Source organism: Micromonospora sp. CNZ297, from assembly GCF_007827625.1.
On record NZ_VISU01000005.1, the window covers coordinates 187722 to 214037 of the forward strand.

Sequence of the window (26316 nt, forward strand, 5' to 3'; positions counted from 1 at the left end):
CGGTGGACGGCGGGCCGGTGACCGTGCTTGTGGTCGACGACAGCGGCCCCAAGCGATACCTGCTGGTCAACTGGCTGACCCGGGCCGGCTTCGTCACCGTCGAGGCCGAGAACGGCACGGCGGCGCTGGAGCGGGTGGACCGGGAACACATCGACCTCGTGGTGCTCGACGTCCGTCTGCCGGACATGAGCGGCTTCGAGGTGTGCGAGCGGATCAAGGAGGCGCACCCGTCGATCCCGGTCATCCACGTCTCCGCGCACGCGGTCGACGTGGTCGACCGGGCGCAGGGTCTCACCCGGGGCGCGGACGCCTACCTGGCCGAGCCGATCGAGCCGGAGGAACTGGTCGCCACCGCCCACGCGGTGCTGCGCTACTACCAGGCCCGGCGGCGGGCCGAGCAGCTCGCCGAACGGCTCGCCGCGCTCGCCGACGCCACTGTGGAGATGCACGCGACGCCGAACTTCGTCCGGCTGCTGGAGGCCGCCGCGAGCGGCGCGGCGCGGATCTTCAATGCCCCGGCGGCGGTGGTCGCCGAGACGTTCGACGGGGACTGCCTGGCGGGCGTGGCGGCCGACCCGCACACACCGGCCACCATCGTGCCGTGGGTGGTGGACGACACCGGAGTGCCGATCGGCACCCGGGTACGCGTCGACGAGCCGGCCAACTGGGCGCCGGCCGGCTGGCCGGACGGCGACACCGTGACCGTCGCCGCCTCCCGGCTGCGCGAGGACCGGGCCCCGCTCTACGTGGTGGTGCCGACCGCCACCCAGACCGTACGCACGCCGGTGCTGGTGCAGCTCGCCCAGGCGGTCGCCTCGGCGGTCGAGGCGCAGCGGTCCTTCGACGAGGAGCACCGGATCGCTGTGACGTTGCAGCGCAGCCTGCTGCCGCAGCGGCTGCCCGACGTCGTCGGCCTGGACCTGGCCGTCCGGTACGAGCCGGCGAGCGCGCAGACCGAGGTGGGCGGCGACTTCTACGAGCTGGTGATGCTCGACGGCCACCTGCTGGTGGCGATCGGTGACGTGGCCGGGCACTCGCTGCACGCCGCCACGGTGATGGCCGAGCTGCGGCACGCGGTACGGGCGTACGCGGTCGAGGGGCACCAGCCGGGCGTGATCCTGGACCGGGTCAACGAGCTGATGCGCAACCTGCTGCCGACCGAGCTGGCCACCATCTGCGTGCTGCTGCTCCACCCGCCGACCGGGCTGGTCCGGCTGGCCAGCGCCGGGCACCTGCCGGCGTTGCTCAGCCGGGACGGGAGGGTCGAGTTCGTGACGCAGTCCGCGCCCCTGCTCGGCGTACGCGCGCCGCGCCCGCCGGACCTGGAGTTCGTGCTGCCCGCCGGGGCCACGCTCGTGCTCTACACCGACGGGCTGATCGAACGGCGGGACGCCACGATCGACGACGGCATGGCGGCGCTCGGCGTGGCCGCCACCCGGGTGGACGACGACCTGGACGATTTCTGCCGGCGGCTGCTCGTCGAGCTGGCGCCGCCGGAGATCCACGACGACGTCGCTGTGGTAGCGGTCCGTCGCCGCTGATCCCCTGGTCCTGAGAAGTGGGGCCGATCGACGCCGTCCTCATACGCTGGCCCGATGAATACCAAGACCAGTGAACTGCTCGCCGTCGCGGCGCCGCGTACGGCCGCTGTGGTGCGCGGCATCTCCGACGACCAGCTCGTCCTGCCCACCCCCTGCCCGGACTACACAGTGCGCGACCTGCTGGGCCACTTGTTCGACGTGGTGGTCAACTTCCAGGCGCTGGCCCGCCGGGAGGAGGTCGACTGGTCCGGCAAGACCGACCACCTGACCGACGGCTGGCGGGACCGGTTCGCGACCGAGGCGGCCCGCCTGACCGAGGCGTGGTCCGACCCGGCCACACAGGAGGGGGTCTCCCCCGGCATGGGACTGCCGCAGGAGACGGTCGGCATGATGGCCCTGATCGACCTCACCGTCCACGGATGGGACCTGGCGCGGGCCACCGGCCAGGAGCTGACCGTGGACCCGGCAGTGGTGGCCGCGGGGCACGAGTTCATGGACCGGATGGGCGACACGGGGCAGAAGATGGGCGCGTTCGGCCCGCCGGTGCCCACCGGCGCGGCACCGGACAGCATGGACGCGCTGCTCGGCCGGGCCGGGCGCGACCCGGCCTGGACCCGCTGAACTCCGACGGCCCGCGTGGTGCGCCGCGCGGGCCGTTCTTGACACCACTATTCGCTCAGTGAATAGTAGGGGCGTGTCCACGTCGCACGTCCTGCTCGGGCTGCTCGCCGCCGGCCCGCGCCACGGCTACGAGCTGAAGCGCGCGCACGACGAGCGGCTGCCCCGCGCCCGGCCGCTCGCCTTCGGGCAGGTCTACGCGACACTGGCCCGCCTGTGCCGCGACGGCCTCGTGGCCACGGCCGGGCAGACCCGCGAGGGCGGACCGGACCGCACCTCGTACGCGCTCACCGAGGACGGGCGGGCGGCGCTGGACCACTGGCTCGGCACCGTCGAGCCGCCGATGCCGTACGTGGCCAGCACGCTCTTCGCCAAGGTGGTGGTCGCGCTCCTGGTGGCCGACGTCGACCAGGCCCGCGTCTACCTGATCGCGCAGCGGCAGGCGCACACGCAACGCCTGCGCGAACTGACCGCGCTGAAGACGGCCCCCGGCGCCCGCCTCGACGAGGTGGTCGCCGCCGACTTCGCCATCGCCCACCTCGACGCCGATCTCCGGTGGCTGCACACCACCCTCGACCGGGTCGCCGACTGGCACCGGGAGGTGCGCACGTGACGTTCCTGCAAGCGCGCGGAGTGGTCCGCGCCTACGGTCACAACCCCGCGCTGCGCGGTGTGACGCTCGACGTGGCCGAAGGCGAGATCGTCGCGGTCACCGGCCCGAGCGGCTGCGGCAAGTCCACGCTGCTGCACTGTCTCGCCGGCATCCTGCGCCCCGACGCCGGTCAGGTCACCTGGCGCGGAGAACGGATCGACACGTGGTCGGAGGCGGCCCGCTCGCGGCTGCGCCGTACCGAATTCGGGGTGCTGTTCCAGTTCGGCCAGCTCGTCGCCGAGCTGACCGCCGCGGAGAACGTCGCGCTCCCGCTGTTGCTCGCCGGCACGGGGCGGCGAGCGGCGCGGACGGCGGCGCTCTCCTGGCTGGACCGGCTCGGCGTGGCCGACGTCGCCGACGCCCGGCCCGGTGAGATGTCCGGCGGGCAGCAGCAACGCTGCGCGCTGTCCCGGGCGCTCGTCACCGAACCACGGGTGATCTTCGCCGACGAGCCGACCGGCGCGCTCGACACGCTGGCCGGCGAGCAGGTGCTCACTCAACTGGTCCGGCTGGCCCGCGAGCAGCGCACCACAGTCGTGCTGGTGACGCACGAGCCGCGCATCGCCGCGTACGCGGACCGGGAGGTCAGCCTGCGCGACGGCATGGTCGACCACACCGGGCTCGGGCTCGACCCGGCGCTGCCGGGCGGGTCGCGGTGAGGCCGGGGACGCTGCTGCGTCTCGTGCTGGCGGGCACCCGTACCGACATCGCACGGGTGGTGCTCACGGCGGTGAGCGCCGCGCTCGCGACGCTGGCCGGGCTGGCCGCGCTGACCGTGCTGTCGGTGGTGAAGCCGTCCGGCGACGAAGGGCTCAACTCCGACCAGTACACCAACGCCCTGCTGCGGGAACCCGGTCTGCGCCCCGGCGTGGCGTTCGCGTTGCTGCTGCTCTGCGTACCGGTCCTGGGGCTGGCCGGGCAGTGCGCCCGCCTCGGCGCGCCGGGCCGGGACCGGCGGCTGGCCGCGTTCCGGCTGGCCGGTGCCACCCCCGGGCAGGTCACCCGGGTCGCGGTCGCCGAGACCGGCGTGGCGAGCCTGCTCGGCACCCTCGTCGGCCTGGCCGTCTTCCTGGCCGGGCGCCGGCTGCTGCACCGGCCCGACGCGGACGGGCGGCTGCCGCTGCCCACCGACGTGCACCCGGCCCCGGTGGCGGTGGCGGCCGTCGTGCTCGGCCTGCCGCTGGCCGCCGCGCTGGTGAGCGCGTTGCTGCTGCGGCGGGTCGCCACCACCCCGTTCGGCGTCGTGCGCAAGGTCCGCACCCGGGCGCCCTGGCCGTGGCCGGGCGTGCTCATCCTCGCCGCGCTGGCGATGTTCGCCGCGATCCGCCCGCTCCTGCTCTGGTACGAACGGCGTGGCGCCGTGGCCCCCGACTGGCCGGTGCCGACATTGCTCGTCGTCGGCGGGCTGACCGCGATGATCGGCGTGGTGTCGGGCACCGGCTGGATCTCGTACCGGACCGGCCGGCTGCTGCACCGGCACGGACGCGGCCCGGCCGCCCTGCTCGCCGCCCGCCGGCTGGCCGCCGACCCGTGGGCGGGCAGCCGCACCTTCGCCGCGTTGCTGGCCGCGCTGATCTTCGGCGCCGGTGCCGCAGGGCTGCGTGCCGACTTCCAGGCCGAGGCCGAGGTGACCCGCCGCACCGGCTCCGGATTGGCCGACCCGGGCTTCTACCTCGGCGCGATGGACCTGGTCGACCTCGCGGTCCTGGTGGCGATGGCGATCGCCGGCGGTGGGCTGCTCGTGGCGGTGGTCGAGGGGATCACCAGCCGGCGACGGGCGTACGCGGCGCAGGTGGCGACCGGCGTGCCACGGGCCACCATCGGCCGGTCGCTGCTCTGGGCCGCGCTCGCCCCCGCCGTACCCGCGATCGGGCTCGCGTTGACGGTCGGCTACCTGCTGGTCCGGGGCGTCATGCCGGCACCGAGCAACGGCGGCTTCACGCGGACGATCTGCGACGCCGGCTCGGAACTGTGCGGCGATCCGGCCACCGCGGCGCGGTACACCCGTACCGAATGGGTGCCGAAGACGACAGTTCCGCCGGACGTACCGTGGGATCAGCTGGCCTGGCTCGCGGCGGGTGGGCTGGCGGCGGTGCTGTGCACGGTCGTGGCCGGCCTGCTGTTCCTGCGCACCGCGACGTCGGTGGAGGAACTGCGCGCGGGCTGAGCGGTCAGCGGCCGAGCAGGCCCCCGTGTAAGGAAGGGCCCCTTATTAACAGACGTCTGTTAATAAGGGGCCCTTCCTTACACCTCAGGCGCGGCCGACGCGGTCGAGGATCCAGGCGTTGACGAACGCCTCCTCGCGCCAGGAGTCGTACCGGCCGCTCGGGCCGCCGTGGCCCGCGCCCATCTCGGTCTTGAGCAGGTAGTCGCCGGCCGGCGCGAGCGACCGCAGCCGGGCGATCCACTTGGCCGGCTCGTGATAGAGCACGCGCGTGTCGTTGAGGCTGGTCACCGCCAAGATCGCCGGGTATTCGACGGTGGCCACGTTCTCGTACGGCGTGTACGACTTCATGTACGCGTAGACCTCGGGGTCGTCGAGCGGGTTGCCCCACTCCTCCCACTCGGTGACAGTCAACGGCAGCGACGGGTCGAGGATCGAGGTGAGCGCGTCCACGAACGGCACCTGCGCGACGATGCCGGTGAACGCGTCCGGGGCGAGGTTCGCCACCGCGCCCATCAGCAGGCCGCCGGCCGAGGCGCCCCGGGCGACCAGCCGGTCGCTCGCCGTCCAGCCCGCCTTCACGAGGTGCCGGGCACAGGCCACGAAGTCGGTGAACGTGTTCTTCTTGGCCAGCAGCTTGCCCTCGTCGTACCAGCGCCGGCCCAGCTCACCGCCGCCCCGGATGTGCGCCACCGCGAAGATCACGCCGCGATCGAGCAGGCTCAGCCGGGCGATCGAGAACCACGGGTCCATGCTCGCCTCGTACGACCCGTAGCCGTAGATGACGGCGGGCGCCGAGCCGTCGCGCGGGGTGTCGCGGCGGCAGACGAGCGAGATCGGTACGCGGGTGCCGTCGTCAGCGAGCGCCCAGTCCCGGTGCTGCTCGTAGTCGGCCGGGTCGTACGCCCGCCCGTCCGGCCCGGGGCGGACCGGCTTCTGCCGGCGCAGCGTCAGCTCCCGGGTGACCAGGTCGTAGTCGTAGACCGAGTCGGGGGTGACGAGCGAGGTGTAGCGCAGCCGCACCTCGTTCGTGCGGTACTCGGGGCTGGCGTCCAGCCCGACGCTGTAGATCGGCTCGGGGAAGTCGATGTCCCAGCTGTCGTCGGTGCCCACCGGCAGCACCCGCAGGCCGGTCAGGCCGTTGGTGCGCAGCGACACCACGAGGTGGTTCTCGAACGCGTCGACCGCCTCCAGCCGGGTGCCAGGGGTGTGCGGGATCAGCGGCTCCCACTCGCCCGGCGAGTCCGCCGAGGTGTACGCCAGCGCGAAGTCCTCCGCGCCGTCGTTGTGCAGGATCAGGAAGCGGTGGCCGTGGTGCTCCACCGCGTACTCGATACCCTGACGCCGCGGGGCCACGACGGCGGGCTCGCCGGTCGGGTTGGACGCCGGGATCACCCACACCTCGCTGGTGATCTTGCTGTGGATGTCGATGACCACGAAACGCTCGGAGCGGGTCAGCTCGACGCCGACCCAGAACCGCTCGTCGTCCTCCTGGTAGACCACCACGTCCTCGGTGGACGCCGTGCCGACGGTGTGCCGCCAGACCCGGTTCGGCCGCCACGCCTCGTCCACAGTCACGTAGAACAGCGTGGACGCGTCGCTGGACCAGGCCGTGCCGTAGAACGTGTCCGGTACCTCGTCCGGCAGCGACTCGCCGGTGGTCAGATCCTTGATCCGCAGCGTGAAGCGCTCGTCGCCGGAGAAGTCGGTGGAGTAGGCCAGCCAGCGCCCGTCCGGGCTGACGTCGAACGCGCCGAGCGAGAAGAAGTCGTGCCCCTCGGCGAGCTGGTTGCCGTCGAGCAGCACCTCCTCGCCGTCGAGCGGGGCGCCGTCCGCGCTGACCGGGGGTGCCGTCTCGCCCGGCCGGACCGCGCGTCGGCAGTGCACACCGTACTGCTGGCCCTCCACCGTGCGGGTGTAGTACCAGTAGCCGTCCTTGCGGGTCGGCACCGACAGGTCGGTCTCCTGGGTGCGCCGGCGCGTCTCCTCGAACAGCTCCGCGCGCAGGCCGGCCAGGTGGGCGGTGCGCGCCTCGGTGTACGCGTTCTCGGCGTCCAGATACGCGATCGTGTCCGGGTCGTCCTTGGCGGCGAGCCAGGCGTACTCGTCGAGGACTGTGTCACCGTGATGAAGGCGCTCGGTCGGGACGCGCTTGGCGACGGGCGGTGGGGTTTCGGTCACGGCGCCACGTTACCGGTCGGCGGGCCGCCGCCGGGCTCGCCCGCCGACCGAATCCGGCGACTCGCCGCCAGGTCTTTCGAACATGTGTACGATAACCGCCATGGCGGATGCGGCACGTTCCACCGAACTCGAAGCCCTCGACATCACCCGGAAGCTGGCCGCGATCTGCGGCACCCCGTTCGCCCGCTTCGCCGGCCCGGCCGACGAGGTGGCCGGCCGTACCGCCCGATGGGTGGCCGTGCCGGGCGGCCCGCACGCCGCGGCGGAGGTGTTGCGGCTGGCCGCGGCGCACGACCTGACAGTGGTGCCGCGCGGCGCCGGCACGAAGATCGACTGGGGGGCCGCGCCGGCGCAGGTGGACATCATGCTCGACACCGGCCGCCTCGCCGGGGTCTGGCACGAGCCGCGCGACGCGGCGGTGGCCGAGATCGGCGCCGGTACGCCGCTGCGCGCCGTCCAGGCCACACTCGCGCGCACCAACCGGCGGCTGCCGGTCGACGCGCCCTCGCCGGGCGCGACGCTCGGCGGGGTGCTCGCCGCCGACGAGTCCGGTCCGCTGCGTCACCGGCACGGCAGCCCGTGCGCCCAGCTCGTCGGGGTGCGCTACCTCGACGCCGACGGCGAGTTGGTGAGCGTCGGCGAGTCCGGCACGGAGGCGCTCGGCCGGGCCACCCCTGGCAGCGGCGGTGGCCGGGCGAGTGGACGCGGTCCGGCGGGCGACGGTGGTGGCGGCGATCCGGGTCGCGGCGGCGGGGACGCGATACTCGGCCGGGGAGAGGTGCCCGGGCTGGACGTGGCCCGGCTGCTCTGCGGCTCGCAGGGCGGGCTCGGCGTGCTGGTCTCGGCCACCATGCGGGTGCACGCCGTGCCGGCCGGCCGGCTCTGGGTGTCCCGTCCGGTCTGGACACCGCTGGAGGTGCACGACCTGGTCCGTGCCGTACTGGCCGCGGGCGTCGATCCGGCCGCCGTCGAACTGGACCTGCCGGTGCCGGTGCCGCTGCCCCGGCGTCGCATTCCGCCGTCGCACCCGTCGGTGGTCAACCGCCCCGACCATCCCGCCGTGACCGGACGACCCGCGGCGGGCAGCCTCGTGGTGCTGCTGGAGGGCGGCCCGGCCGACGTGACCGAGCGGGCCGAGCGGCTCACCGCCGTCCTCGGCGCCGAGGCGATCGTCAGCCACCACGCACCGGAATGGTGGGGGCGTTACCCGTTCGCGCCCGGCGACACGGCGCTGCGCATCGAGGTGCCCATCAACGACCTGCACGCAGCCGTCTACGCGTTGCGCGACGCCACCGGCGGCCCGGTGCCGGTACGCGGCTCGGCCGGCTCGGGCACCGTCCACGCCGCCCTGTCCGGCGCGCTGCCGCCCGAGCGGGTCGCCTCGATCCTCACCGCGGTTCGCAGCGTGCTGATCGCCCGACGGGGTCGGTGCGTGGTGGTGGCCGCGCCCGCGGCGGTACGCCGTGCCGTGGACCTCTGGGGCGAGCTGCCCACGTTGCCGAGACTGCGCAGCGCCAAGGCCCACCTGGATCCGCACCACCGCCTGGCCCCCGGCCGCCTCCCCGGCGGCCTCTGACCCACCTGCCCCGCCTGGCCCGGCCCTGTCCCCGCCGGCCCTCGCCCGGCCCGCCCTCACTCGGTGATCAAGGAGTTTGTGTCAGATTTCGCGCCCTCCTGAGCCACAAACTCCTTGATCACCGCCGACGGGGCGGGCGGAAGCGCCACGAGGGGGAGTTGAGGGCGAGACGGGGAGGGCTGAAGGGCTGCGCCGGGGAGCGAGCGCCACGACGGGCGGGCTCAACAGCCGCGACGGGGCGGGCTCAACGGTCACGACGGCGAGCTGAGCGCCGCGAACGACGGCTGAGGCGTCCGCGTGGAGGAGGGAGCGCTCGTTGACCATGAAGTTGGCGGGGAGGAATCGGGCGAAATGAGCGGCTAAGTTCATGATCGTCGAGGCGGACGCCGACGCCGACGCCGACGCCGAACCCGGAGCGGACGCGGGGCGGGGCGGGGCGAGCGGGCTAGGGGGTGTCGTTCCGGAGGACCAGGATGGCTATGTCGTCGCGTGGGGGCTCCACCGAGAAGGCGATGGTGGCGGCGCGCAGCCGGGCGGCCACCACGTCGGCCGAGTACCCGGCCAGCGGCGCCGCCGACTCGCGCAGCCGGTCGGTGCCGAACAGCTCCCGTCCGCGCCGCCGCTCGGTGACCCCGTCGGTGTAGAAGATCAGCGCGTCGCCGGGCTTGAGTGTCAGCTCGGCGGTCGGCGTGGTGATCGTGTCGAGCAGGCCCAGCGCCGTACCGCCGGCGCCGACGAACGTCGCCCCTCCACCGCCGTGCAGCAGTACCGGGCGGTCGTGGCCGGCCAGGTGCAGCGAGACGTCGAGCTGGTCGCCGTCGCCGGGTGCGACAGCCGCCAGCGCCAGCGTGCAGTAACGCCCGCCGCCGCGCTCCACGAGCGTCTCGTTGAGCCGGCCGAGCACCTCGGGCAGCGGTTTGCCGTCGCCGACGAGCACCCGGATCACGTCCCGGACCAGGCCGGTCACGGCGGCGGCCTGCACGCCCTTGCCTGACACGTCGCCGACCACCACGAGCCAGCGGCCGTCCGGCAGCGGGAGCACGTCGTAGAAGTCGCCGCCGACCTCCGCGTCGTCGCCGGTCGGGACGTACTCGGCGGCGAAGCCGATGCCCTCGACCACCGGGAGCACCGGCGGCAGCAGCGACTGCTGGAGCGTCTGGGCGACCCGGCGGCGCTCGGCGTGGATGCGGGCGTTCTCGATGGCGAGGGCGGCGCGGCGGGCCACGTCCTCCAGCACCGAGACCTCGTCCGGGTCGTGCCGGTGCCGCTGGTGCCGGCCCACGGCGAGGGTGCCGAGCCGCTGGCCGCGGGCGATGAGCGGTACGGCGAAGCCCTCCATCGGCCCGCCGAGCGGCACCTGGGCGGCGTTGCGGGACGCCTCGCGCAGCCGGGACTGGATCGAGTCCTGGCCGGTCTCCTGGAGGATCCGGTGCAGCTGCGGCAGCATCGCCTCGTCGGCGTGGCTCGACGCGGCGAGCCGCAGGCGGCCCCACTCGTCGGTGGTGTGCACGGCGCACCACTGGCCGAGCCGGGGCACCACGAGCTGCGGGATGAGCGCCATGGTCAGCTCGACGTCGAGCGACTGGGCGAGCAGTTCACTGGCCTCGGCCAGGAACGTCAGCCAGGTGGAGCGGCGTACGTCGGCGCGGCGCAGCCGGTCGTTCTCCAGGTGCAGCGACAGCCGTTCGGCGGCCAGTACGGCGAGCGGCCGGGCGTACGCCGAGGGCGCCGCGTCCAGCTCCAGCTCACCGGAGTACGGCCGGTGCACGGCGAGCGGGACCCGCAGCAGCTCGTTGCCCTCGCGCGCCGGCCGGCCGTACCGGGCGAAGACCTGGGTGCCGAGTCCGTCGCCCCGGTCCAGCCGGACCGTGCCACCGGCGGCGCCCACCATCTCGGCGACCCGGGTCAGTAGTCCGGTGGCGAACTCGGGCAGCGGCTCGTCGGCGTACGCGTCAGGGGTGAGCTGCATCAACTCACTCATCGCCGCGGCGCTCGGCGTACCGTCGCCGTTTCCTTCCGGTTCGGCGACGCGCAGTGGGCTGGCCGACGGCCGGGCGGAACCGCCGGGGCCGGGCCGGTCCAGGCGGAACCAGACGCCCTTGCCGGTGGGCAGGTACGTGGTGCCCCACCGGCTGGAGAAGTGGTCGACGAGCAGCAGGCCGCGCCCTCGGGCGGCGACCTCGGTGATGTCGGACGTGGTGTTGCGCACGCCCACGATCAGCTCGTCGACCGGGCCGGAGGCGAAGTCGGTGACTGTCACGGTGAGGCCGTTGCGGTCGGTGTCGACCTCGATGTCCAGTTCGGTGCGCGCGTGTTCGACGGCGTTGGTGGTCAGCTCGGTGGTGAGCAGCAGCGCCTCGTTCAGCAGTTCGGGCAGCCGCGCTTCGAGCAGCATGGTGCGGACCAGCGCGCGGGCCGCCGCCGGGGTGCGGCGGTCGGCGGGGAGGCGGACCCGGCGGACGCGCTCGTCCGCGCCGCCGCTAGCAGGCCCTGCCTCCGCTGACACCTTCGTATCCTCCACCGCGCCCACCCCGGGTGCCAAGCATCAGGCCGAACCCGCCACCCGGGTCGATACCGCACGTGACGCGCGATCACACGCGGTGACCTCGACGGATCGCGCGGCACAATGATGGGATGGCCCGTGTGACGGCACGAGCCCGAGCGGAGCGAGGATCGATGGCCACGGTGAATCAGTCGGTGACCGCTGACCCGTCCGCGTCCGACCACGAGGTGCTCCTCGGCGAACTGGTCGAGGCGTTGCGCAGGGTGGGACGCGGCGATCTCCGGGTGCGCCTGCCCCGGCGGGCGGGGCTGCCCGGTGAGGTCGCCGACGCCTTCAACGACGTGGTGTCGTTGCAGGAGCGGCAGCATCTGGACCTGCGGCGGATCAGCCGGATCGTCGGCCGCGACGGCCGGCTGACCGAGCGCCTGGACGACGAGGGCCTGGACGGCTCCTGGGCGGAGGGGCAGCGCGCGGTCAACTCGCTCATCGACGACCTGGGCCGGCCGACCACCGAGATCGCCCGGGTCATCGTGGCGGTGGCCGACGGCGACCTGTCCCAGCACATGGCGCTGGAGATCGACGGTCGCCCGCTGCGCGGTGAGTACCTGCGCATCGGCCGGACCGTGAACACGATGGTGGACCAGCTCTCGTCGTTCGCCGACGAGGTGACGCGCGTGGCGCGTGAGGTGGGCACCGAGGGCAAGCTGGGCGGCCAGGCCGACGTGCGCGGGGTGGCGGGCACCTGGAAGGACCTCACCGACTCGGTGAACACCATGGCGTCGAACCTCACCGGGCAGGTGCGGTCGATCTCCCAGGTGGCGACGGCTGTCGCGAAGGGCGATCTGTCGCAGAAGATCACGGTCGGCGCGCGCGGCGAGGTGGCCGAGCTGGCCGACACCATGAACTCGCTCACCGACACGCTGCGGCTGTTCGCCGAGCAGGTGACCCGGGTGGCGCGCGAGGTGGGCACCGAGGGCAAGCTGGGCGGCCAGGCCGAGGTGCCGGGCGTGGCCGGCACATGGAAGGACCTGACCGACAACGTCAACTCGATGGCGTCGAACCTGACCGCGCAGGTGCGCAACATCGCCCAGGTGTCCACGGCGGTGGCGAAGGGCGACCTGTCGCAGAAGATCACGGTGGCCGCCCAGGGCGAGATCCTGGAGCTGAAGGACACCGTGAACACGATGGTGGACCAGCTCTCCTCGTTCGCCGACGAGGTGACGCGCGTGGCGCGTGAGGTGGGCATCGAGGGCAAGCTGGGCGGCCAGGCGCAGGTGCGCGGCGTCTCCGGCACGTGGCGCGACCTCACCGAGAACGTCAACCAGCTCGCCGGCAACCTGACCAGCCAGGTCCGCAACATCTCCCAGGTCTCCACCGCGGTGGCCAAGGGCGACCTGGGTCAGAAGATCACAGTGGACGCGCAGGGCGAGATCCTGGAGCTGAAGAACACCGTCAACACGATGGTGGACCAGCTCTCCTCGTTCGCCGACGAGGTGACCCGGGTGGCCCGTGAGGTGGGTACCGAGGGCAAGCTGGGTGGTCAGGCCCAGGTCAAGGGCGTCTCGGGTACGTGGCGCGATCTGACCGACAACGTGAACTCGATGGCGTCGAACCTGACCAGCCAGGTCCGGAACATCGCCTCGGTCACCACCGCCGTGGCGAAGGGTGACCTGTCGCAGAAGATCACTGTGGACGCCCGGGGCGAGATCCTGGAGCTGAAGTCGACTGTCAACACGATGGTGGATCAGCTCTCGTCGTTCGCCGACGAGGTCACGCGGGTGGCCCGTGAGGTGGGCACCGAGGGCAAGCTCGGCGGCCAGGCCCAGGTACGCGGCGTCGCCGGCACCTGGCGCGACCTGACCGACAACGTGAACTCGATGGCGTCGAACCTGACCGCGCAGGTGCGCAACATCGCCCAGGTGTCGACAGCCGTCGCCAAGGGTGACCTGTCGCAGAAGATCACAGTGGACGCGCAGGGCGAGATCCTGGAGCTGAAGTCCACTGTCAACACGATGGTGGACCAGCTCTCGTCGTTCGCCGACGAGGTCACGCGGGTGGCGCGCGAGGTGGGTACCGAGGGCAAGCTGGGTGGTCAGGCTCAGGTCAAGGGCGTCTCGGGTACGTGGCGGGACCTGACCGACAACGTGAACTCGATGGCGTCGAACCTGACCAGCCAGGTGCGGAACATCGCCTCGGTCACCACCGCCGTGGCGAACGGCGACCTGGGTCAGAAGATCACCGTCGACGCGCAGGGCGAGATCCTGGAGCTGAAGAACACCGTCAACACGATGGTCGACCAGCTCTCGTCGTTCGCCGACGAGGTCACGCGGGTGGCCCGTGAGGTGGGTACCGAGGGCAAGCTGGGTGGTCAGGCCCAGGTCAAGGGCGTCTCCGGTACGTGGCGCGACCTCACCGAGAACGTCAACCAGCTCGCCTCGACCCTGACCACGCAGTTGCGCGCGATCGCGCAGGTCTCCACGTCGGTGACCCGTGGTGACCTGACCCAGCGGATCAACGTGAAGGCGCAGGGCGAGGTCGCCGAGCTGAAGGACAACATCAACCAGATGATCGTCACCCTCCGGGAGACGACCAAGAAGAACGCCGAGCAGGGCTGGCTGGACTCGAACCTGGCCCGGATCGGTGGTCTGCTCCAGGGCCAGCGCGACCTGGGCGAGGTCTGCCGGATGATCATGCAGGAGGTGACCCCGCTGGTGGACGCGCAGCTCGGCGCGTTCTTCCTGGCGGACAGCTCCGAGGGCAGCATGCGGCTGCGGCTCACCGCCTCCTACGGGTACGTGGCACGCGGCCACGACGTCACGTTCGGCCCGGGTGAGGGGCTGGTCGGGCAGGCCGCCCTGTCGCGCCGGACGATCCGGGTCAAGGCGCAGCCGGACGGGCGCCTCGTCGTACGGTCCGGGCTGGCCGACACGCCCCCGGCCGACCTGGTGGTGCTGCCGGTCCAGTTCGAGGGCGAACTGCTCGGCGTGATCGAGTTCGCCGGTGTGGCCACGTTCTCCGAGCTGCACCTGGCGTTCCTGGAGCGGCTGGTGCTCACCATCGGCGTCGCTGTCAACACCATCCAGGCCAACCGGCGTACGGAGGAGCTGCTGGCGCAGTCGCAGCGGCTGGCGCACGAGATGCAGGACCAGTCGGCCGAGTTGCAGCGCACCAATGCCGAGCTGGAGGACAAGGCGAAGCTGCTGTCCGAGCAGAAGGCCAACATCGAGACGCAGAACCGGGAGATCGAGCTGGCCCGCCTCGGCCTGGAGGAGAAGGCACAGCAGCTCACCCGCGCGTCGGCGTACAAGTCGGAGTTCCTGGCCAACATGAGCCACGAGCTGCGTACGCCGCTGAACTCGCTGCTCCTGCTGGCCCGGCTGCTGGCCGAGAACCCGGAGCGCAACCTCAGCGCGAAGCAGATCGAGTTCGCCCGCACCATCCACGGCGCCGGGTCGGACCTGCTGTCGCTGATCGACGACATCCTCGACCTGTCCAAGATCGAGGCGGGCCGGATGGACGTGGAGCCCACCGAGATCCAGTTCGCCGAGATCCGCGGCTACGTCGAGCAGGCGTTCGCGCCGCAGGCCGAGGAGAAGGGCCTGGACTTCCAGGTACGGGTCAGCCGTGACCTGCCGCCCGCGCTGGTCACCGACGCCCAGCGGTTGCAGCAGATCCTGCGCAACCTGCTGTCGAACGCGGTGAAGTTCACCGACAACGGCGCGGTGACGCTGCGGATCGGCCCGGCGGCCGACAACGCCGTCTTCGACGTGCCCGCGCTGACGAACGCGCAGCGGGTGATCGCGTTCACCGTGATCGACACCGGCATCGGGATCTCCGACGACAAGCTGTCGCTGATCTTCGAGGCGTTCCAGCAGGCGGACGGCACCACCAGCCGCCGCTACGGCGGCACCGGGCTGGGCCTGTCCATCAGCCGTGACCTGGCCCGCCTGCTCGGCGGCACGATCACCGTCTCGTCCGCGCCCGGTCAGGGTTCGACGTTCACTCTCTTCGTACCCGATGTGCTGGCGCCGGACGCGGTGGTGGCGCCGGCGCCACCGTCGCCGAGTCGCGCGGGCCTGCCGTCGTCGCTGCTCATGCCCATGGAGCTGCCGCAGCCGCAGGAGACGCCCGCCACCCGGCGCCTGGACGGCGTGACCGTGCTGATCATCGACGACGACGTGCGGAACGTGTTCGCGCTGACGTCCGCGTTGGAACTGCACGGGATGACCGTGTTGTACTCGGACAACGGGGCGGACGGCGTCCGCCAGCTCGCCGAGCACCCGGAGGTGGACATCGTCCTGATGGACGCCATGATGCCGGACCAGGACGGGTACGAGACGACAGCGCAGATCCGCCGCAACCACCGGTTCGCGGACCTGCCGATCGTCTTCCTGACCGCGAAGGCGATGCCCGGCGACCGGGAGTCGGCGCTCGGCGCCGGCGGCAGCGACTACATCACCAAGCCGGTGGACCTGGACGAGCTGATCGAACTGATGGCGTCCTGGATCAGCCGGAGCCGAGGCGAGGAGAACGCGTGACGCAGACGGCCAAGGCCCTGCTGGTGGACGACCGGCGGGAGAACCTGATGGCGCTGGAGGCGATCCTCCAGGGTCTCCCGGTGCAGTCGGTCGCGGTGGAGAGCGGCGAGGCGGCGCTCAAGCAGCTTCTGGTGGACGACTTCGCGGTGATCCTGCTGGACGCCCAGATGCCGGACATGGACGGGTTCGAGACCGCCACCCACATCAAGCGGCGCGAGCGCACCCGGCACGTACCGATCATCTTCCTGACCGCCGCGGACAAGGACGCCCAGCTCGCGCTGCGCGGCTACGCGGCCGGCGCGGTCGACTACCTGACCAAGCCGTTCGACCCGTGGGTGCTGCGGGCCAAGGTGACGGTCTTCGTCGACCTGTGGGTGAAGACGCGGCAGCTCGCCGCCCAGTCGGATCTGGTGCGGGAACGGGATCTGCAGTGGCGGCACCTGACCGACGCGGTCGACGAGGCGACGGCGCTGCTGCGCGCCGACGACGACCCGTCCACCCGGGAACGCGCGGTGGAGCTGCTGGAGCAGGCGCGCTGGGGCAACACCCGCTGACGGTTCAGCCGCCGGCCGGGCCGCCGTGCCCGGTCGCGGCACGCCGGGCCCGCCAGCGGTCGCCGAGCGATTCCAGCTCCTCCTGTACGAAGAGGAAGAAGTCGCGCATCTCGGCGACCCGCTCACCGGCCGGTGTGCTGCGTCCGTGCAGTGCGTCGACTCCGCCGGCGGCGATGTCGATGAAGTTCTTGTAGAGCGTGGTCTTGGTGATGGTCGCCTCGTACCACGGGTTGTCGGGCATCCGGTAGCGGTCGCGCCGGGAGCCCTTGACCGGCTCGCGGACCAGCATGGCGAACTGGGTCAGGTAGCGCACCGCGCCGCTCACCGCCGCCGCGCTGACGCCGAGCCGCTCGGCGATCTCGCCCGCGGTGAGCGGGTCGTCGGCGCTCATCACTGTGAACAGGACCCGGGCGGCCATCCGGGGGAAGCCCACGTCGGCGAAGGCCATCGCCATCCGCTCGACGAAGAGGTGGACCTCTTCCTCGTCGTGCTGGGGCGGCACGTTCATGGTCGGCTCCTCGACACTCACCCCGTGACCCTACAGTCTTCACAACTTTGTGAAACGAGCGTAGCTTCTGAAGTATGGAAACGGCAATCGATGTGTCCGGCCTGGTGAAGACCTTCGGCCGCACCCGGGCCCTCGACGGGCTCGACCTGACCGTTCGCACCGGAGAGGTGCACGGCTTCCTGGGCCCGAACGGCTCCGGCAAGTCGACCACCATCCGGGTGCTGCTCGGCCTGCTGCGGGCGGACGCGGGGGCCGTCCGACTGCTGGGCGGCGACCCGTGGCGGGACGCGGTGGCGCTGCACCGGCGCCTCGCGTACGTACCCGGCGACGTCACGCTCTGGCCCGGCCTCAGCGGCGGCGAGGTGATCGACCTGCTCGGCCGGCTGCGCGGCGGGCTCGACCCGGAACGCCGCGCCGAGCTGCTGGAGTCGTTCGAGCTGGACCCGCGCAAGAAGGGCCGCACCTACTCCAAGGGCAACCGGCAGAAGGTCGGCCTGGTCGCCGCGCTCGCCTCCGACGTCGAACTGCTCATCCTCGACGAGCCGACCTCCGGGCTCGACCCGCTGATGGAGGAGGTCTTCCAGCACTGGGTCCGCCGCGCCCGGCAGGACGGGCGGACCGTGCTGCTGTCCAGCCACATCCTGGCCGAGGTGGAGGCGCTGTGCGACCGGGTGACGATCATCCGGGCCGGCCGGGCGGTGGAGTCAGGCACGCTCGGGGACCTGCGCCACCTGCACCGCACCGCGATCGACGCCGAGGTCACCGCGCCGCTGGACGGCCTGGCCGACCTGCCGGGCGTGCACGACCTGCGGGTGGACGGGCAGCGGGTCCGCTTCGACGTGGACACCGCGTCGCTCGACGCCGCGCTGCGCCGGCTCACCGAGCTGGGGGTACGCAGCCTGGTCAGCACGCCGCCCACGCTTGAGGAACTGTTCCTGCGGCACTACGAGACGACGCCGTCCGAGGCGGCGCCCGCCTCCGACGCGGCGCCCTCTTCCGACGCGGCGCCCTCCGAGACGGCGGACCGGTCATGAGCGCGCTCACCGGCACGCGTCACCTGGTCCGGCTGATCCTGCGCCGGGACCGCCTCCTGCTGCCGCTGTGGGTGCTCGTGCTCGCGGTGCTGCCGATCACGTACGCGGCCAGCTTCTTCGAGCTGTTCCCCACCGCCGCCGAGCGGGCCGCATACCTGGAGGGCACCGCCCGCAACCCGTCGATCGTCGCGCTGCTCGGCCCGGCGTACGGCGACAGCGTCGGCGCGCTCACCGCCCAGCGCAGCGGCTTCCTGCTGCTCATCGTCGCGCTGGCGAGCCTGCTCACCGTCATCCGGCACACCCGCACCGAGGAGGAAGCCGGTCGCCGGGAACTGCTCGGCGGCAGCGTGCTCGGGCGGCACGCCGGGCTGACCGCCGCGCTGCTCGCCACGTACGGCGCCGACCTGGTGCTCGGGCTGCTCACCGCCGCCGGGCTCGTCTCGACCGGGCTGCCGGTCGGCGGCTCGGTCGCATACGGACTGGTCACCGTGCTGACCGGCGCCGTCTTCGCCACGCTCGGCGGGCTGGCCGCCCAGCTCACCGAGACCGCGGGCGGGGCGCGGGGCATCGGCCTCGCCGGTCTCGGCGCCGCGTTCGGGCTGCGCCTGGCCGGGGACACCGCCGGCAACGACTGGCCGAGCTGGCTGTCCCCGCTGGGCTGGGCCGCCCGCGTCCGCCCGTACGAGGGGGAGCGGTGGTGGGTGCTGCTGCTGCCACTGGCCGCCACCGTGCTGCTCGCCGTGCTCGCGTACCCGATCTCGGTCCGCCGCGACCTGGGCGCGGGCGTGCTGCCGCCCCGGCTCGGCCCGGCCGGCGCGGGCGGCGCGTTGTCCGGTCCGTTCGGGCTGGCCTGGCGGCTGCACCGGGGGCAGATCCTCTGGTGGTCGGTCGGGTTCGGCCTGCTCGGGCTGATCCTCGGGGGCGCTGCCGAGGCGGCCGGCCGGTCGGTCGAGGGGAGTCCGCGGATGGAGGAGATCGTGGCCCGGCTCGGCGGCGCGTCCGGGATGGCCGACGCGTACCTGGGGGTCACGTTGAGCCTGGCCGGGCTCGCAGCAGCCGGGTACGGCATCCAGGCCGCGCTGCGGATGCGCGCCGAGGAGGCCGCCGGGCACGCCGAGCCGGTGCTCGCCACCGGGACGCGGCGCTCGACCTGGCTGCTCTCGCACGTGGCGTTCGCGCTGCTCGGCCCGGTCGTGGTGCTCGGAGTGACCGGGCTGGCCACCGGCCTGACGTACGGGCTGAGCACCGGTGACGTGCCCCGCCAGCTCGGCCGGATGCTCGCCGCGGGCCTGGCCCAGGTGCCCGCGGCGTGGGTGCTGGCCGGGCTCGCCGTGCTGCTCTACGGCCTGCTGCCCCGGCTCGCGTCCGCCGCGTGGGTGGTGCTGGCGGTCTGCGTGCTGCTCGGGCAGCTCGGCGCCGTGCTGGAGCTGGACCAGTGGCTGCTGGACGTGTCCCCGTTCACGCACACCCCGCAGGTGCTGCGCGACGCGTGGACCCCCACCCCGCTCTACGTGCTGACGGCCCTGGCGGTGACCCTGGCCACAGCAGGCCTGCTGATGTTCCGCCGCCGCGACCTCCCCGTCCTCTGACCCGCGTTGATCTTGCACTTGTGGCCCCGACAAAGCGGGCGAATCACCCGCACGGAGGGCCGCAAGTGCAAGATCGCGGGGGAGGGCGGAGGTGAGGGCTACGGGGTGGCTTCGTTGCGGATCATCAGGGCGCTGCGGAGGCCGGTGATGTCCAGGACGCGGATCAGGAAGTCGCCGACGTTGGTGAGCATCAGCAGGCACTGGGTGTGGCTGGCCTTGCGGCTGAGCACCACGAGCGTGCCGAGGCCCTGCGAGTCGCAGAACGTGACCCCGGCCAGGTCGAGCACGATGCGCGGGGGCGGATCCGCCAGCACCTCGTTCACCACTGTCGAGAGCTGGGCGGCCGTGAGCATGTCGATCTCACCGGCCAGGCGAAGCACGGCTTCGTCACCCGTCCGGTGTACGGTGATGGACAGTTCGGCACGATCCACCCGGTCAGCCTATCGCGATCTCGACCGACGGGCCTGTCGAGCGGATCGCCGTCGGTCCGCCGCGCCGCTCAGGCGGGTGAGCGGCGGGTGAGCCTGGTAACCCCCGTTGCGGGGTGCCTGCCAGGCAGCGCTCCGGCGCTGACACAATGGCCCCATCGTGACCGAGACCTTTTCCGCCGGATCCGGCCGTTACCCGGCCGACGCCCCGGCCTCCGAGGCCCTGTTCGACCGCGCCAAGGCCGTCGTGCCCGGCGGGGTCAACTCTCCCGTGCGCGCGTTCCGTGCCGTCGGCGGCACCCCGCGCTTCATGGTCCGGGGGGAGGGTCCGTGGCTCTTCGACGCCGACGGTCGGCGCTACGTCGACCTGGTCTGCTCCTGGGGTCCGCTGATCCTCGGTCACGCGCACCCGGCAGTGGTGGAGGCGCTGCGCGAGGCGGCGCCGCTCGGCACCAGCTTCGGCACGCCGACGCCGGGTGAGGTCGACCTGGCCGAGGAGATCATCGCGCGGACGCCGGTGGAGCAGGTGCGCCTGGTCAACTCCGGCACCGAGGCGACCATGTCGGCGATCCGGCTGGCCCGCGGCTTCACCGGCCGCGCCAAGATCATCAAGTTCTCCGGCTGCTACCACGGCCACTCCGACGCGCTGCTCGCCGCCGCCGGCTCCGGCGTGGCCACCTTCGGCCTGCCCGACTCGCCCGGCGTGACCGGCGCGGCGGCCGGCGACACCATCGTGCTGCCGTACAACGACCTGCGCGCGGTCGAGGAGGCGTTCGCCGCCGAGGGGCAGCACATCGCCGCGATCATCACCGAGGCCGCCGCCGGCAACATGGGCGTGATCGCGCCCCGCGACGGTTTCAACTCCGAGCTGGCCCGGATCGCCCACGCCAACGGCGCGCTGCTCATCGTCGACGAGGTGATGACCGGGTTCCGGGTGTCCCGCGCCGGATGGCACGGCCTCGACCCGTCGGACGCGGACCTGTGGACGTACGGGAAGGTCATGGGTGGCGGCCTGCCCGCCGCGGCGTTCGGCGGGCGCGCGGAGATCATGGCGAAGCTCGCCCCGGCCGGCCCGGTCTACCAGGCCGGCACGCTCTCCGGCAACCCGCTGGCCTGCGCGGCCGGTCTGGCCACGCTGCGGCTGGCCGACGACGCGCTCTACCGGCGGCTCGACGAGAACGCCGCCGCGCTGGGCAAGCTGACCACCGAGGCGCTGTCCGCGGCGGGCGTGCCGCACCGCCTCTCCACCGCGGGCAACATGTTCTCGGTCTTCTTCACCGACGCGGACGTGCACGACTACGACAGCGCCCGCACCCAGGTGGTGCCGGCGTTCAAGGCGTTCTTCCACGCGATGCTGGCCGGTGGCGTCTACCTGCCGCCGAGCGCGTTCGAGTCGTGGTTCGTCTCGACCGCGATCGACGACGCCGCGTGGGAGCAGATCGCCGCCGCCCTGCCGGTGGCGGCGCGGGCGGCGGCAGCGGCGGGACACGGGGGGTAACCAGTGGCGGAGACTGTGGTGCACGTGCTGCGGCACGGCGAGGTGCACAACCCGGACGGCATCCTCTACGGCCGCCTGCCCGGGTTCCGCCTCTCCGAGCTGGGCGTGCAGATGGCCAAGGCGGCGGCGCAGGCGCTCGCCGACCGGACCGTGGTGCACGTGGTGGCCAGCCCGCTGGAGCGCGCCCAGCAGACCGCCGAGCCGATCGCGGCACAGTTCGGTCTCTCCGTCGGCGTCGACGAGCGCCTGATCGAGAGCGCGAACTGGTTCGAGGGCAAGAAGGTCTCGCCCGGTGACGGCTCGTTCCGCGACCCGCGCAACTGGTGGGTGCTGCGCGACCCGGTGACCCCGTCCTGGGGCGAGGCGTACCGGGCCATCGCCGAGCGCATGTTCGCCGCGCTGCACGCCGCCCGGGTCGCCGCCGAGGGGCGGGAGGCGGTGCTCGTGTCGCACCAGCTCCCGATCTGGACGCTGCGCCGGCACGTCGAGCGCAAGCGCCTCTGGCACGACCCGCGCCGCCGCCAGTGCGGCCTGGCCAGCCTCACCTCGTTCCACTTCGACGGCGCCAAGATCGTCGGTATCGGGTACTCCGAGCCGGCGGCCCACCTCGTCTCGATCTCGCCGACCGCCCGGACGGCCAAGGGGGCCTGATGCTCACCCGGAGGCTCGCCGCCGCCCTGCTCGCCGCCGTGACCGCCGGTACGGCGCTGGTCGGCTGTTCCTCCGGCAGCCAGGAGAGCCGGTGCGCGGCCGACGGCTCGACTGTCACCTGCGCCCCGGACCAGCGCTCCAAGACGCCGAAGGTGAGCGGTGAACTGCTCACCGGCGGCAGCTATGACATCTCCCGCGACCGCGGGCAGGTCGTCGTGGTCAACTTCTGGGGCTCCTGGTGCGCTCCCTGCCGCGCCGAGGCGGACGACCTGGAGGCCACCTACCAGGCCACCAAGGACTCCGGCGTGACGTTCCTCGGCATCAACGTGCAGGACAGCAAGGACAAGGCGATCGCCTTCGAGGAGGGCCGGGTCACGTACCCGAGCATCTTCGACCCGGCCAGCCGCCAGGCGCTGAACTTCGACATCCCGCCGAACACCACCCCGGCCACGGTCGTGCTCGACCGCGAGGGCCGGATCGCCGTGGTGATCCGCCGGGCCGTCACCCGCGACGAACTGCGGCCGATCGTCGAGGACATCGCCGCCGAGGCGCCGCCGCCGAACGGTGCCCGCTGATGGGCGAGACGTTCCGCCAGCTCGCCGAGTCCGGCCCGCTGCTGCTCGCGGTCGGCGCGGCGGCGCTGGCCGGACTGGTCAGCTTCCTGTCCCCGTGCGTGCTCCCGCTCATGCCCGGCTACCTGTCGTACGTGACCGGCTTGGCCGGCTCCGACCTGGAGGGTGCAAGGAAGGGCCCCCTTTTAACGCCTCCGGTAGAGGAAGGGCCCCTTCTTAACACCGGCGCCGCCGCCGGCAGCAGCGCGGGCAGCGCGGGTGGCTCGGGTGGCTCGGGTGGCTCGGGTGGCGTGAGCGTCGCCGAGCGGGCGGCGCCGCAACGGACCACCGCCGCCGTCAAGGGCCGGGTGCTCGCCGGCACGCTGCTGTTCATCGCGGGCTTCACCGTCGTGTTCGTCGCCACCGCGATCCTCTTCTCCGGCGTCGGCAAGCTCTTCTTCCGGTACGAGCGCACGCTGGAGATCGTCATCGGCGCGCTCGTGGTGGTGCTCGGCCTCGGCTACCTCGGGGTGATCCCCGGCATGCAGCGGGAGTTCCGCATCCGCTGGCTGCCCTCCGCCGGGTTGCTCGGCGCGCCGGTGCTCGGCGCGGTCTTCGCGCTCAGCTGGCTGCCCTGCACCGGCCCGACGCTCGGCGCGGTGCTCGGCATGGCGGCCACCGAGGGCGGGACCGACCGGGCGGTGGTGCTCGCCGTGGCGTACTGCCTCGGGTTGGGGATACCGTTCGTCGTCTTCGGGCTGGGCTTCCAGCGCCTGCTCGGGGTGTTCCGCGCCGTCCGGCGCAACAGCCGGTGGGTCACCCGGATCGGCGGCGCGCTGCTGATCGCGATCGGCCTGGCGCTGATCACCGGCGGCTGGGTGAACGTGGTGATCTGGTTGCAGACGAACGTGGGCGTGGGCGAGGTGAGCATCTGATGACGACCGTTGACGACAGGCCGTCGACCCCACCCGCGCAGGCGCCCCGGCGGCGGGTCAACCCGGTGCTGGCCCTGCTGCGCAACTCGTGGCGGCAGCTCACCAGCATGCGTACGGCGCTGATCCTGCTGTTCCTGCTCGCCGTCGCGGCCATCCCCGGCTCGGTGCTGCCCCAGCGCGGCGTCAACCCGGAACGCGTCAACCAGTGGTTCGTCGATCACCCCGACCTCGCGCCCCGGCTGAACCAGATCGGCGCGTTCGAGGTCTTCGGCTCGGTCTGGTTCTCCGCGATCTACCTGCTGCTGTTCACCTCGCTGATCGGCTGCATCCTGCCCCGCGCCCGCGACCACGTCCGCGCGCTGCGGATGAAGCCGCCGGCCGCGCCGAAGCGGTTCGACCGGCTGCCCCAGCACGCGGTGCTGGAGGCCCCGGCCGCCGCCGACCCCGAGGCGATCGCGGCGGTGCTGCGCCGCCGCCGGTGGCGGGTCACCGTGCGCGGCGACGAGGTCTCCGCCGAGAAGGGCTACCTCAAGGAGACCGGCAACCTGCTCTTCCACGTGTCGCTGGTCGCCGTCCTGCTCGGGGTGGCGCTCGGTTCCTGGTACGGATGGCACGGCAACCGCATCCTGGTGGCGGGCGAGGACAACGCCTTCTGCAACACCCGCCAGCAGTACGCCGAGGCGTCGCTCGGCCCGCGCGTGGACAGCTCCGACCTGCCGCCGTTCTGCCTGACGCTGGAGAAGTTCGAGGCCGACTACCTGCCGTCCGGGCTGGCGTCCCGCTACTGGGCCACGGTGACCGTGGACGAGCCGGGCGGCACGGAACGGACCGCCGGGTTCTCGGTCAACTCGCCGCTGCGGCTCGGCTCGGCGAACGTCTACCTGCTCGGCAACGGCTACGCGCCGCTGCTGAAGTACACCGACAGGTACGGCCGCAGCCAGACCAGCGAGGCGCCGTTCCTGCGTACCGGTGACTCCAACGCGACCGAGGAGGGCGTGGCGATCTTCCCGGACGCCAACGTCGACCCGAAGACCGGCGCGCGTGCCCCGGACCAGCAGATCGCCTTCGACGGGCTCTACCTGCCGACCGCGCCGGAGAGCGCGCCGTACGTCTCGTCGCAGTACCCGGCCGAGCGGAACCCGGCGGTGAACCTGACCGCGTACCGGGGCAACCTCGGGCTGGACGCGGGCATCCCCGGCTCGGTCTACGCGCTGGACCGGCGGCAGATCGACGACGGCAAGCTCAAGGAGATCGGCACCAAGCTGCTGCGGCCGGGGGAGAAGTGGACCCTCGACGACGGCAGCACTCTGGAGTTCGTCGGCACCAAGCCGTACATCACGCTCGCGGTCCGGCACGCGCCCGGGCAGACGTTGCTGCTGGTGGCGAGCGGCACGCTGCTGCTGGGCCTGATGGGCTCGCTGTTCGCCCGGCGGCGCCGGGTCTGGTTCCGGGTTTCGCCCCCCGAGGGCGGATCTCCGACGAGCGGTAGTAGTTTGGTGGAGGCCGGTGGGCTGCCGCGCACCGAGCACCCTGGGTTCGCCGACGAGTTCGCGCAGCTCGTCGCCGCGGTGAGCGGTGACGCGCCGGACGCGCGGCGGGCGCGAGAAGGAGACGACTGATGTCCGCACTCTCCGACCAGCTGGTCGCGTTCGCGATCCTGGCGTACCTGATCGCGATGATCAGCCACGCCGTGGAGTTCGCGCTGGGCAACGCGCGGAAGGTGCCCGCGGCCGCGCCGGCGCGGGAGCTGGTCGGCGCGGGCGTCGGCGGAGCCGGCGGCACGATCGACGAGCCGGCCGTCGCGGCGACGCCGTCGCGCCCGGACCGCACCGGCGCGCGGGCCGTGCTGGCCGGCCGGATCGCCGCCTGGCTCACAGTGCTCGCCGCCGCCGTGCACCTGGGCGCCGTGGTCACCCGGGGCCTCGCCGCCGACCGGATGCCCTGGGGCAACATGTACGAGTTCGTGCTGACCGGCACCTGGATCGGTGTGGCGGCCTGGCTCGTGGTGCTCTGGAAGCAGCCGTGGCTGCGCCGGCTCGGGCTGTTCCTGACACTGGTCATGGTGCTGCTGCTGGCCTTCGCCGAGCTGAAGCTCTACGTGCCGATCGAGCCGCTGATGCCGGCGCTGCAGTCGTGGTGGTTCATCATCCACGTCTCGACGATCATCTTCGCCTCGGGCATCTTCCTGCTGGGCGTGGTGCCCGCCGCCGCGTACCTGATGCGGTCCGGCTGGGAGCAGGGGCGGCGCAGCTTCCCGTACACCCTGGCCCGCCGCCTCCCGGAGGCGGCCGGGCTGGAGCGGCTGACCTTCATGCTGCACGCCTTCTCGTTCCCGATCTTCACATTCGCGGTGATCGCGGGTGCGATCTGGGCCGAGGCGGCCTGGGGCCGCGCCTGGGGCTGGGATCCCAAGGAGACCTGGGCGTTCATCTCCTGGGTGGTGTACGCGGGCTACCTGCACGCACGGGCCACGCCGAGCGTGAAGCGCAACGTGGCCACCTGGATCTCCATCGTGGGCTTCCTGACCGTGATGATGAACCTGTTCGGCGTGAACTTCTTCTTCACCGGTCTGCACTCGTACGCCGGGGTGTAGTGACCGGGCGCGCGCTCAGCACCTCGTCCACCCGGCGCGTGACCTGGTAGGCCACCTCCGGCAGGTCGGCCAGTTCGAGGCGGTCCGCCCGCAGCGCGAACTGGGCGTGCAGCTCGCGGGCCACGGCGTCGCGGATCTCGGCCTGAAGCGGGCTGAGGCCGTCGGGGTCACCCACCACGTATGCGTCGTCCATCCGCCGATG

At 72.7% G+C, this 26316-nt stretch carries 21 protein-coding genes; 16 read left to right on the plus strand and 5 right to left on the minus strand.

All coding sequences use genetic code 11. The features are described from left to right. Positions 1-2: 2 nt before the first annotated feature. From FB454_RS11965 to FB454_RS11985, 5 genes are all read left to right on the plus strand, one after another. Positions 3-1541 (plus strand): SpoIIE family protein phosphatase, encoded by a 1539-nt coding sequence (locus FB454_RS11965; RefSeq protein ID WP_013283527.1) that lies wholly within the window; start codon positions 3-5, stop codon positions 1539-1541. A gap of 54 nt (positions 1542-1595) precedes the next feature. Beyond that, positions 1596-2162 (plus strand): TIGR03086 family metal-binding protein, encoded by a 567-nt coding sequence (locus FB454_RS11970; protein WP_013473507.1) that lies wholly within the window; start codon positions 1596-1598, stop codon positions 2160-2162. 73 nt (positions 2163-2235) lie between these two features. Then, positions 2236-2772 carry a PadR family transcriptional regulator gene (locus tag FB454_RS11975; protein ID WP_013283529.1) on the plus strand — a complete coding sequence of 179 codons (537 nt, stop codon included), beginning with the start codon at positions 2236-2238 and terminating at the stop codon, positions 2770-2772. Further along, a complete protein-coding gene (locus FB454_RS11980) occupies positions 2769-3470 on the plus strand; it encodes an ABC transporter ATP-binding protein (RefSeq protein WP_013283530.1) in 702 nt (233 codons plus the stop codon). Before FB454_RS11975 ends, FB454_RS11980 begins: the two co-directional genes overlap by 4 nt. After that, a complete protein-coding gene (locus tag FB454_RS11985) occupies positions 3467-4978 on the plus strand; it encodes an FtsX-like permease family protein (protein WP_013283531.1) in 1512 nt (503 codons plus the stop codon). Before FB454_RS11980 ends, FB454_RS11985 begins: the two co-directional genes overlap by 4 nt. Positions 4979-5062: 84 nt before the next feature. Here FB454_RS11985 and FB454_RS11990 read toward each other — a convergent pair whose 3' ends face one another. Then, complete coding sequence (locus tag FB454_RS11990) at positions 5063-7156, minus strand: S9 family peptidase (RefSeq protein WP_013283532.1); 2094 nt, start codon at positions 7154-7156, stop codon at positions 5063-5065. A gap of 100 nt (positions 7157-7256) precedes the next feature. On the opposite strand from FB454_RS11990, the gene FB454_RS11995 reads away from it, so the two are divergent. Then, a complete protein-coding gene (locus FB454_RS11995; RefSeq protein WP_049794800.1) occupies positions 7257-8732 on the plus strand; it encodes an FAD-binding oxidoreductase in 1476 nt (491 codons plus the stop codon). 445 nt (positions 8733-9177) lie between these two features. Here FB454_RS11995 and FB454_RS12000 read toward each other — a convergent pair whose 3' ends face one another. Beyond that, positions 9178-11238, minus strand: a complete 2061-nt coding sequence (locus FB454_RS12000; protein ID WP_145822949.1) for a SpoIIE family protein phosphatase — start codon at positions 11236-11238, stop codon at positions 9178-9180. A 170-nt stretch (positions 11239-11408) separates the two neighbouring features. Here FB454_RS12000 and FB454_RS12005 point away from each other — a divergent pair, with 170 nt between their 5' ends. Together FB454_RS12005 and FB454_RS12010 are read left to right on the plus strand one after the other, a co-directional pair. Next, positions 11409-15773: a HAMP domain-containing protein gene (locus FB454_RS12005; protein WP_047891618.1), complete on the plus strand. Its 4365-nt coding sequence runs from the start codon at positions 11409-11411 to the stop codon at positions 15771-15773. Next, entirely contained in the window at positions 15770-16327 is a 558-nt protein-coding gene (locus FB454_RS12010) for a response regulator (RefSeq protein WP_013283536.1), read from the plus strand. The genes FB454_RS12005 and FB454_RS12010 overlap by 4 nt, the downstream gene beginning before the upstream one ends. Positions 16328-16331: 4 nt before the next feature. Here the strand turns inward: FB454_RS12010 and FB454_RS12015 are convergent, their stop codons facing one another. Beyond that, entirely contained in the window at positions 16332-16856 is a 525-nt protein-coding gene (locus FB454_RS12015) for a GbsR/MarR family transcriptional regulator (protein ID WP_225319687.1), read from the minus strand. 53 nt (positions 16857-16909) lie between these two features. Between FB454_RS12015 and FB454_RS12020 the strand changes: the two genes are divergently transcribed. Then, positions 16910-17869: an ABC transporter ATP-binding protein gene (locus FB454_RS12020; RefSeq protein WP_030273529.1), complete on the plus strand. Its 960-nt coding sequence runs from the start codon at positions 16910-16912 to the stop codon at positions 17867-17869. Beyond that, a complete protein-coding gene (locus tag FB454_RS12025) occupies positions 17866-19458 on the plus strand; it encodes an ABC-2 transporter permease (RefSeq protein WP_145822950.1) in 1593 nt (530 codons plus the stop codon). Before FB454_RS12020 ends, FB454_RS12025 begins: the two co-directional genes overlap by 4 nt. A gap of 98 nt (positions 19459-19556) precedes the next feature. Here FB454_RS12025 and FB454_RS12030 read toward each other — a convergent pair whose 3' ends face one another. Further along, positions 19557-19889: an STAS domain-containing protein gene (locus FB454_RS12030; RefSeq protein ID WP_013283540.1), complete on the minus strand. Its 333-nt coding sequence runs from the start codon at positions 19887-19889 to the stop codon at positions 19557-19559. 157 nt (positions 19890-20046) lie between these two features. Between FB454_RS12030 and hemL the strand changes: the two genes are divergently transcribed. The 6 genes from hemL to ccsB are packed head-to-tail and all read left to right on the plus strand — an operon-like array spanning position 20047 to position 26114. Further along, positions 20047-21384 carry a glutamate-1-semialdehyde 2,1-aminomutase gene (hemL, locus tag FB454_RS12035; RefSeq protein WP_145822951.1) on the plus strand — a complete coding sequence of 446 codons (1338 nt, stop codon included), beginning with the start codon at positions 20047-20049 and terminating at the stop codon, positions 21382-21384. Positions 21385-21387: 3 nt separating this feature from the next. Continuing rightward, positions 21388-22035, plus strand: coding sequence for a histidine phosphatase family protein (locus tag FB454_RS12040; protein ID WP_013283542.1), 648 nt, complete (start codon positions 21388-21390; stop codon positions 22033-22035). Then, complete coding sequence (locus FB454_RS12045) at positions 22035-22610, plus strand: TlpA family protein disulfide reductase (protein WP_145822952.1); 576 nt, start codon at positions 22035-22037, stop codon at positions 22608-22610. Before FB454_RS12040 ends, FB454_RS12045 begins: the two co-directional genes overlap by 1 nt. Next, positions 22610-23521, plus strand: coding sequence for a cytochrome c biogenesis CcdA family protein (locus FB454_RS12050; protein WP_123111802.1), 912 nt, complete (start codon positions 22610-22612; stop codon positions 23519-23521). The genes FB454_RS12045 and FB454_RS12050 overlap by 1 nt, the downstream gene beginning before the upstream one ends. Next, positions 23521-25140, plus strand: coding sequence for a cytochrome c biogenesis protein ResB (resB, locus tag FB454_RS12055; protein WP_047891624.1), 1620 nt, complete (start codon positions 23521-23523; stop codon positions 25138-25140). The genes FB454_RS12050 and resB overlap by 1 nt, the downstream gene beginning before the upstream one ends. After that, positions 25140-26114 carry a c-type cytochrome biogenesis protein CcsB gene (ccsB, locus tag FB454_RS12060; RefSeq protein ID WP_145822953.1) on the plus strand — a complete coding sequence of 325 codons (975 nt, stop codon included), beginning with the start codon at positions 25140-25142 and terminating at the stop codon, positions 26112-26114. The genes resB and ccsB overlap by 1 nt, the downstream gene beginning before the upstream one ends. Here ccsB and FB454_RS12065 read toward each other — a convergent pair. Beyond that, positions 26083-26307 (minus strand): hypothetical protein, encoded by a 225-nt coding sequence (locus tag FB454_RS12065; RefSeq protein ID WP_013283547.1) that lies wholly within the window; start codon positions 26305-26307, stop codon positions 26083-26085. The genes ccsB and FB454_RS12065 overlap by 32 nt on opposite strands. Positions 26308-26316 lie beyond the last annotated feature (9 nt).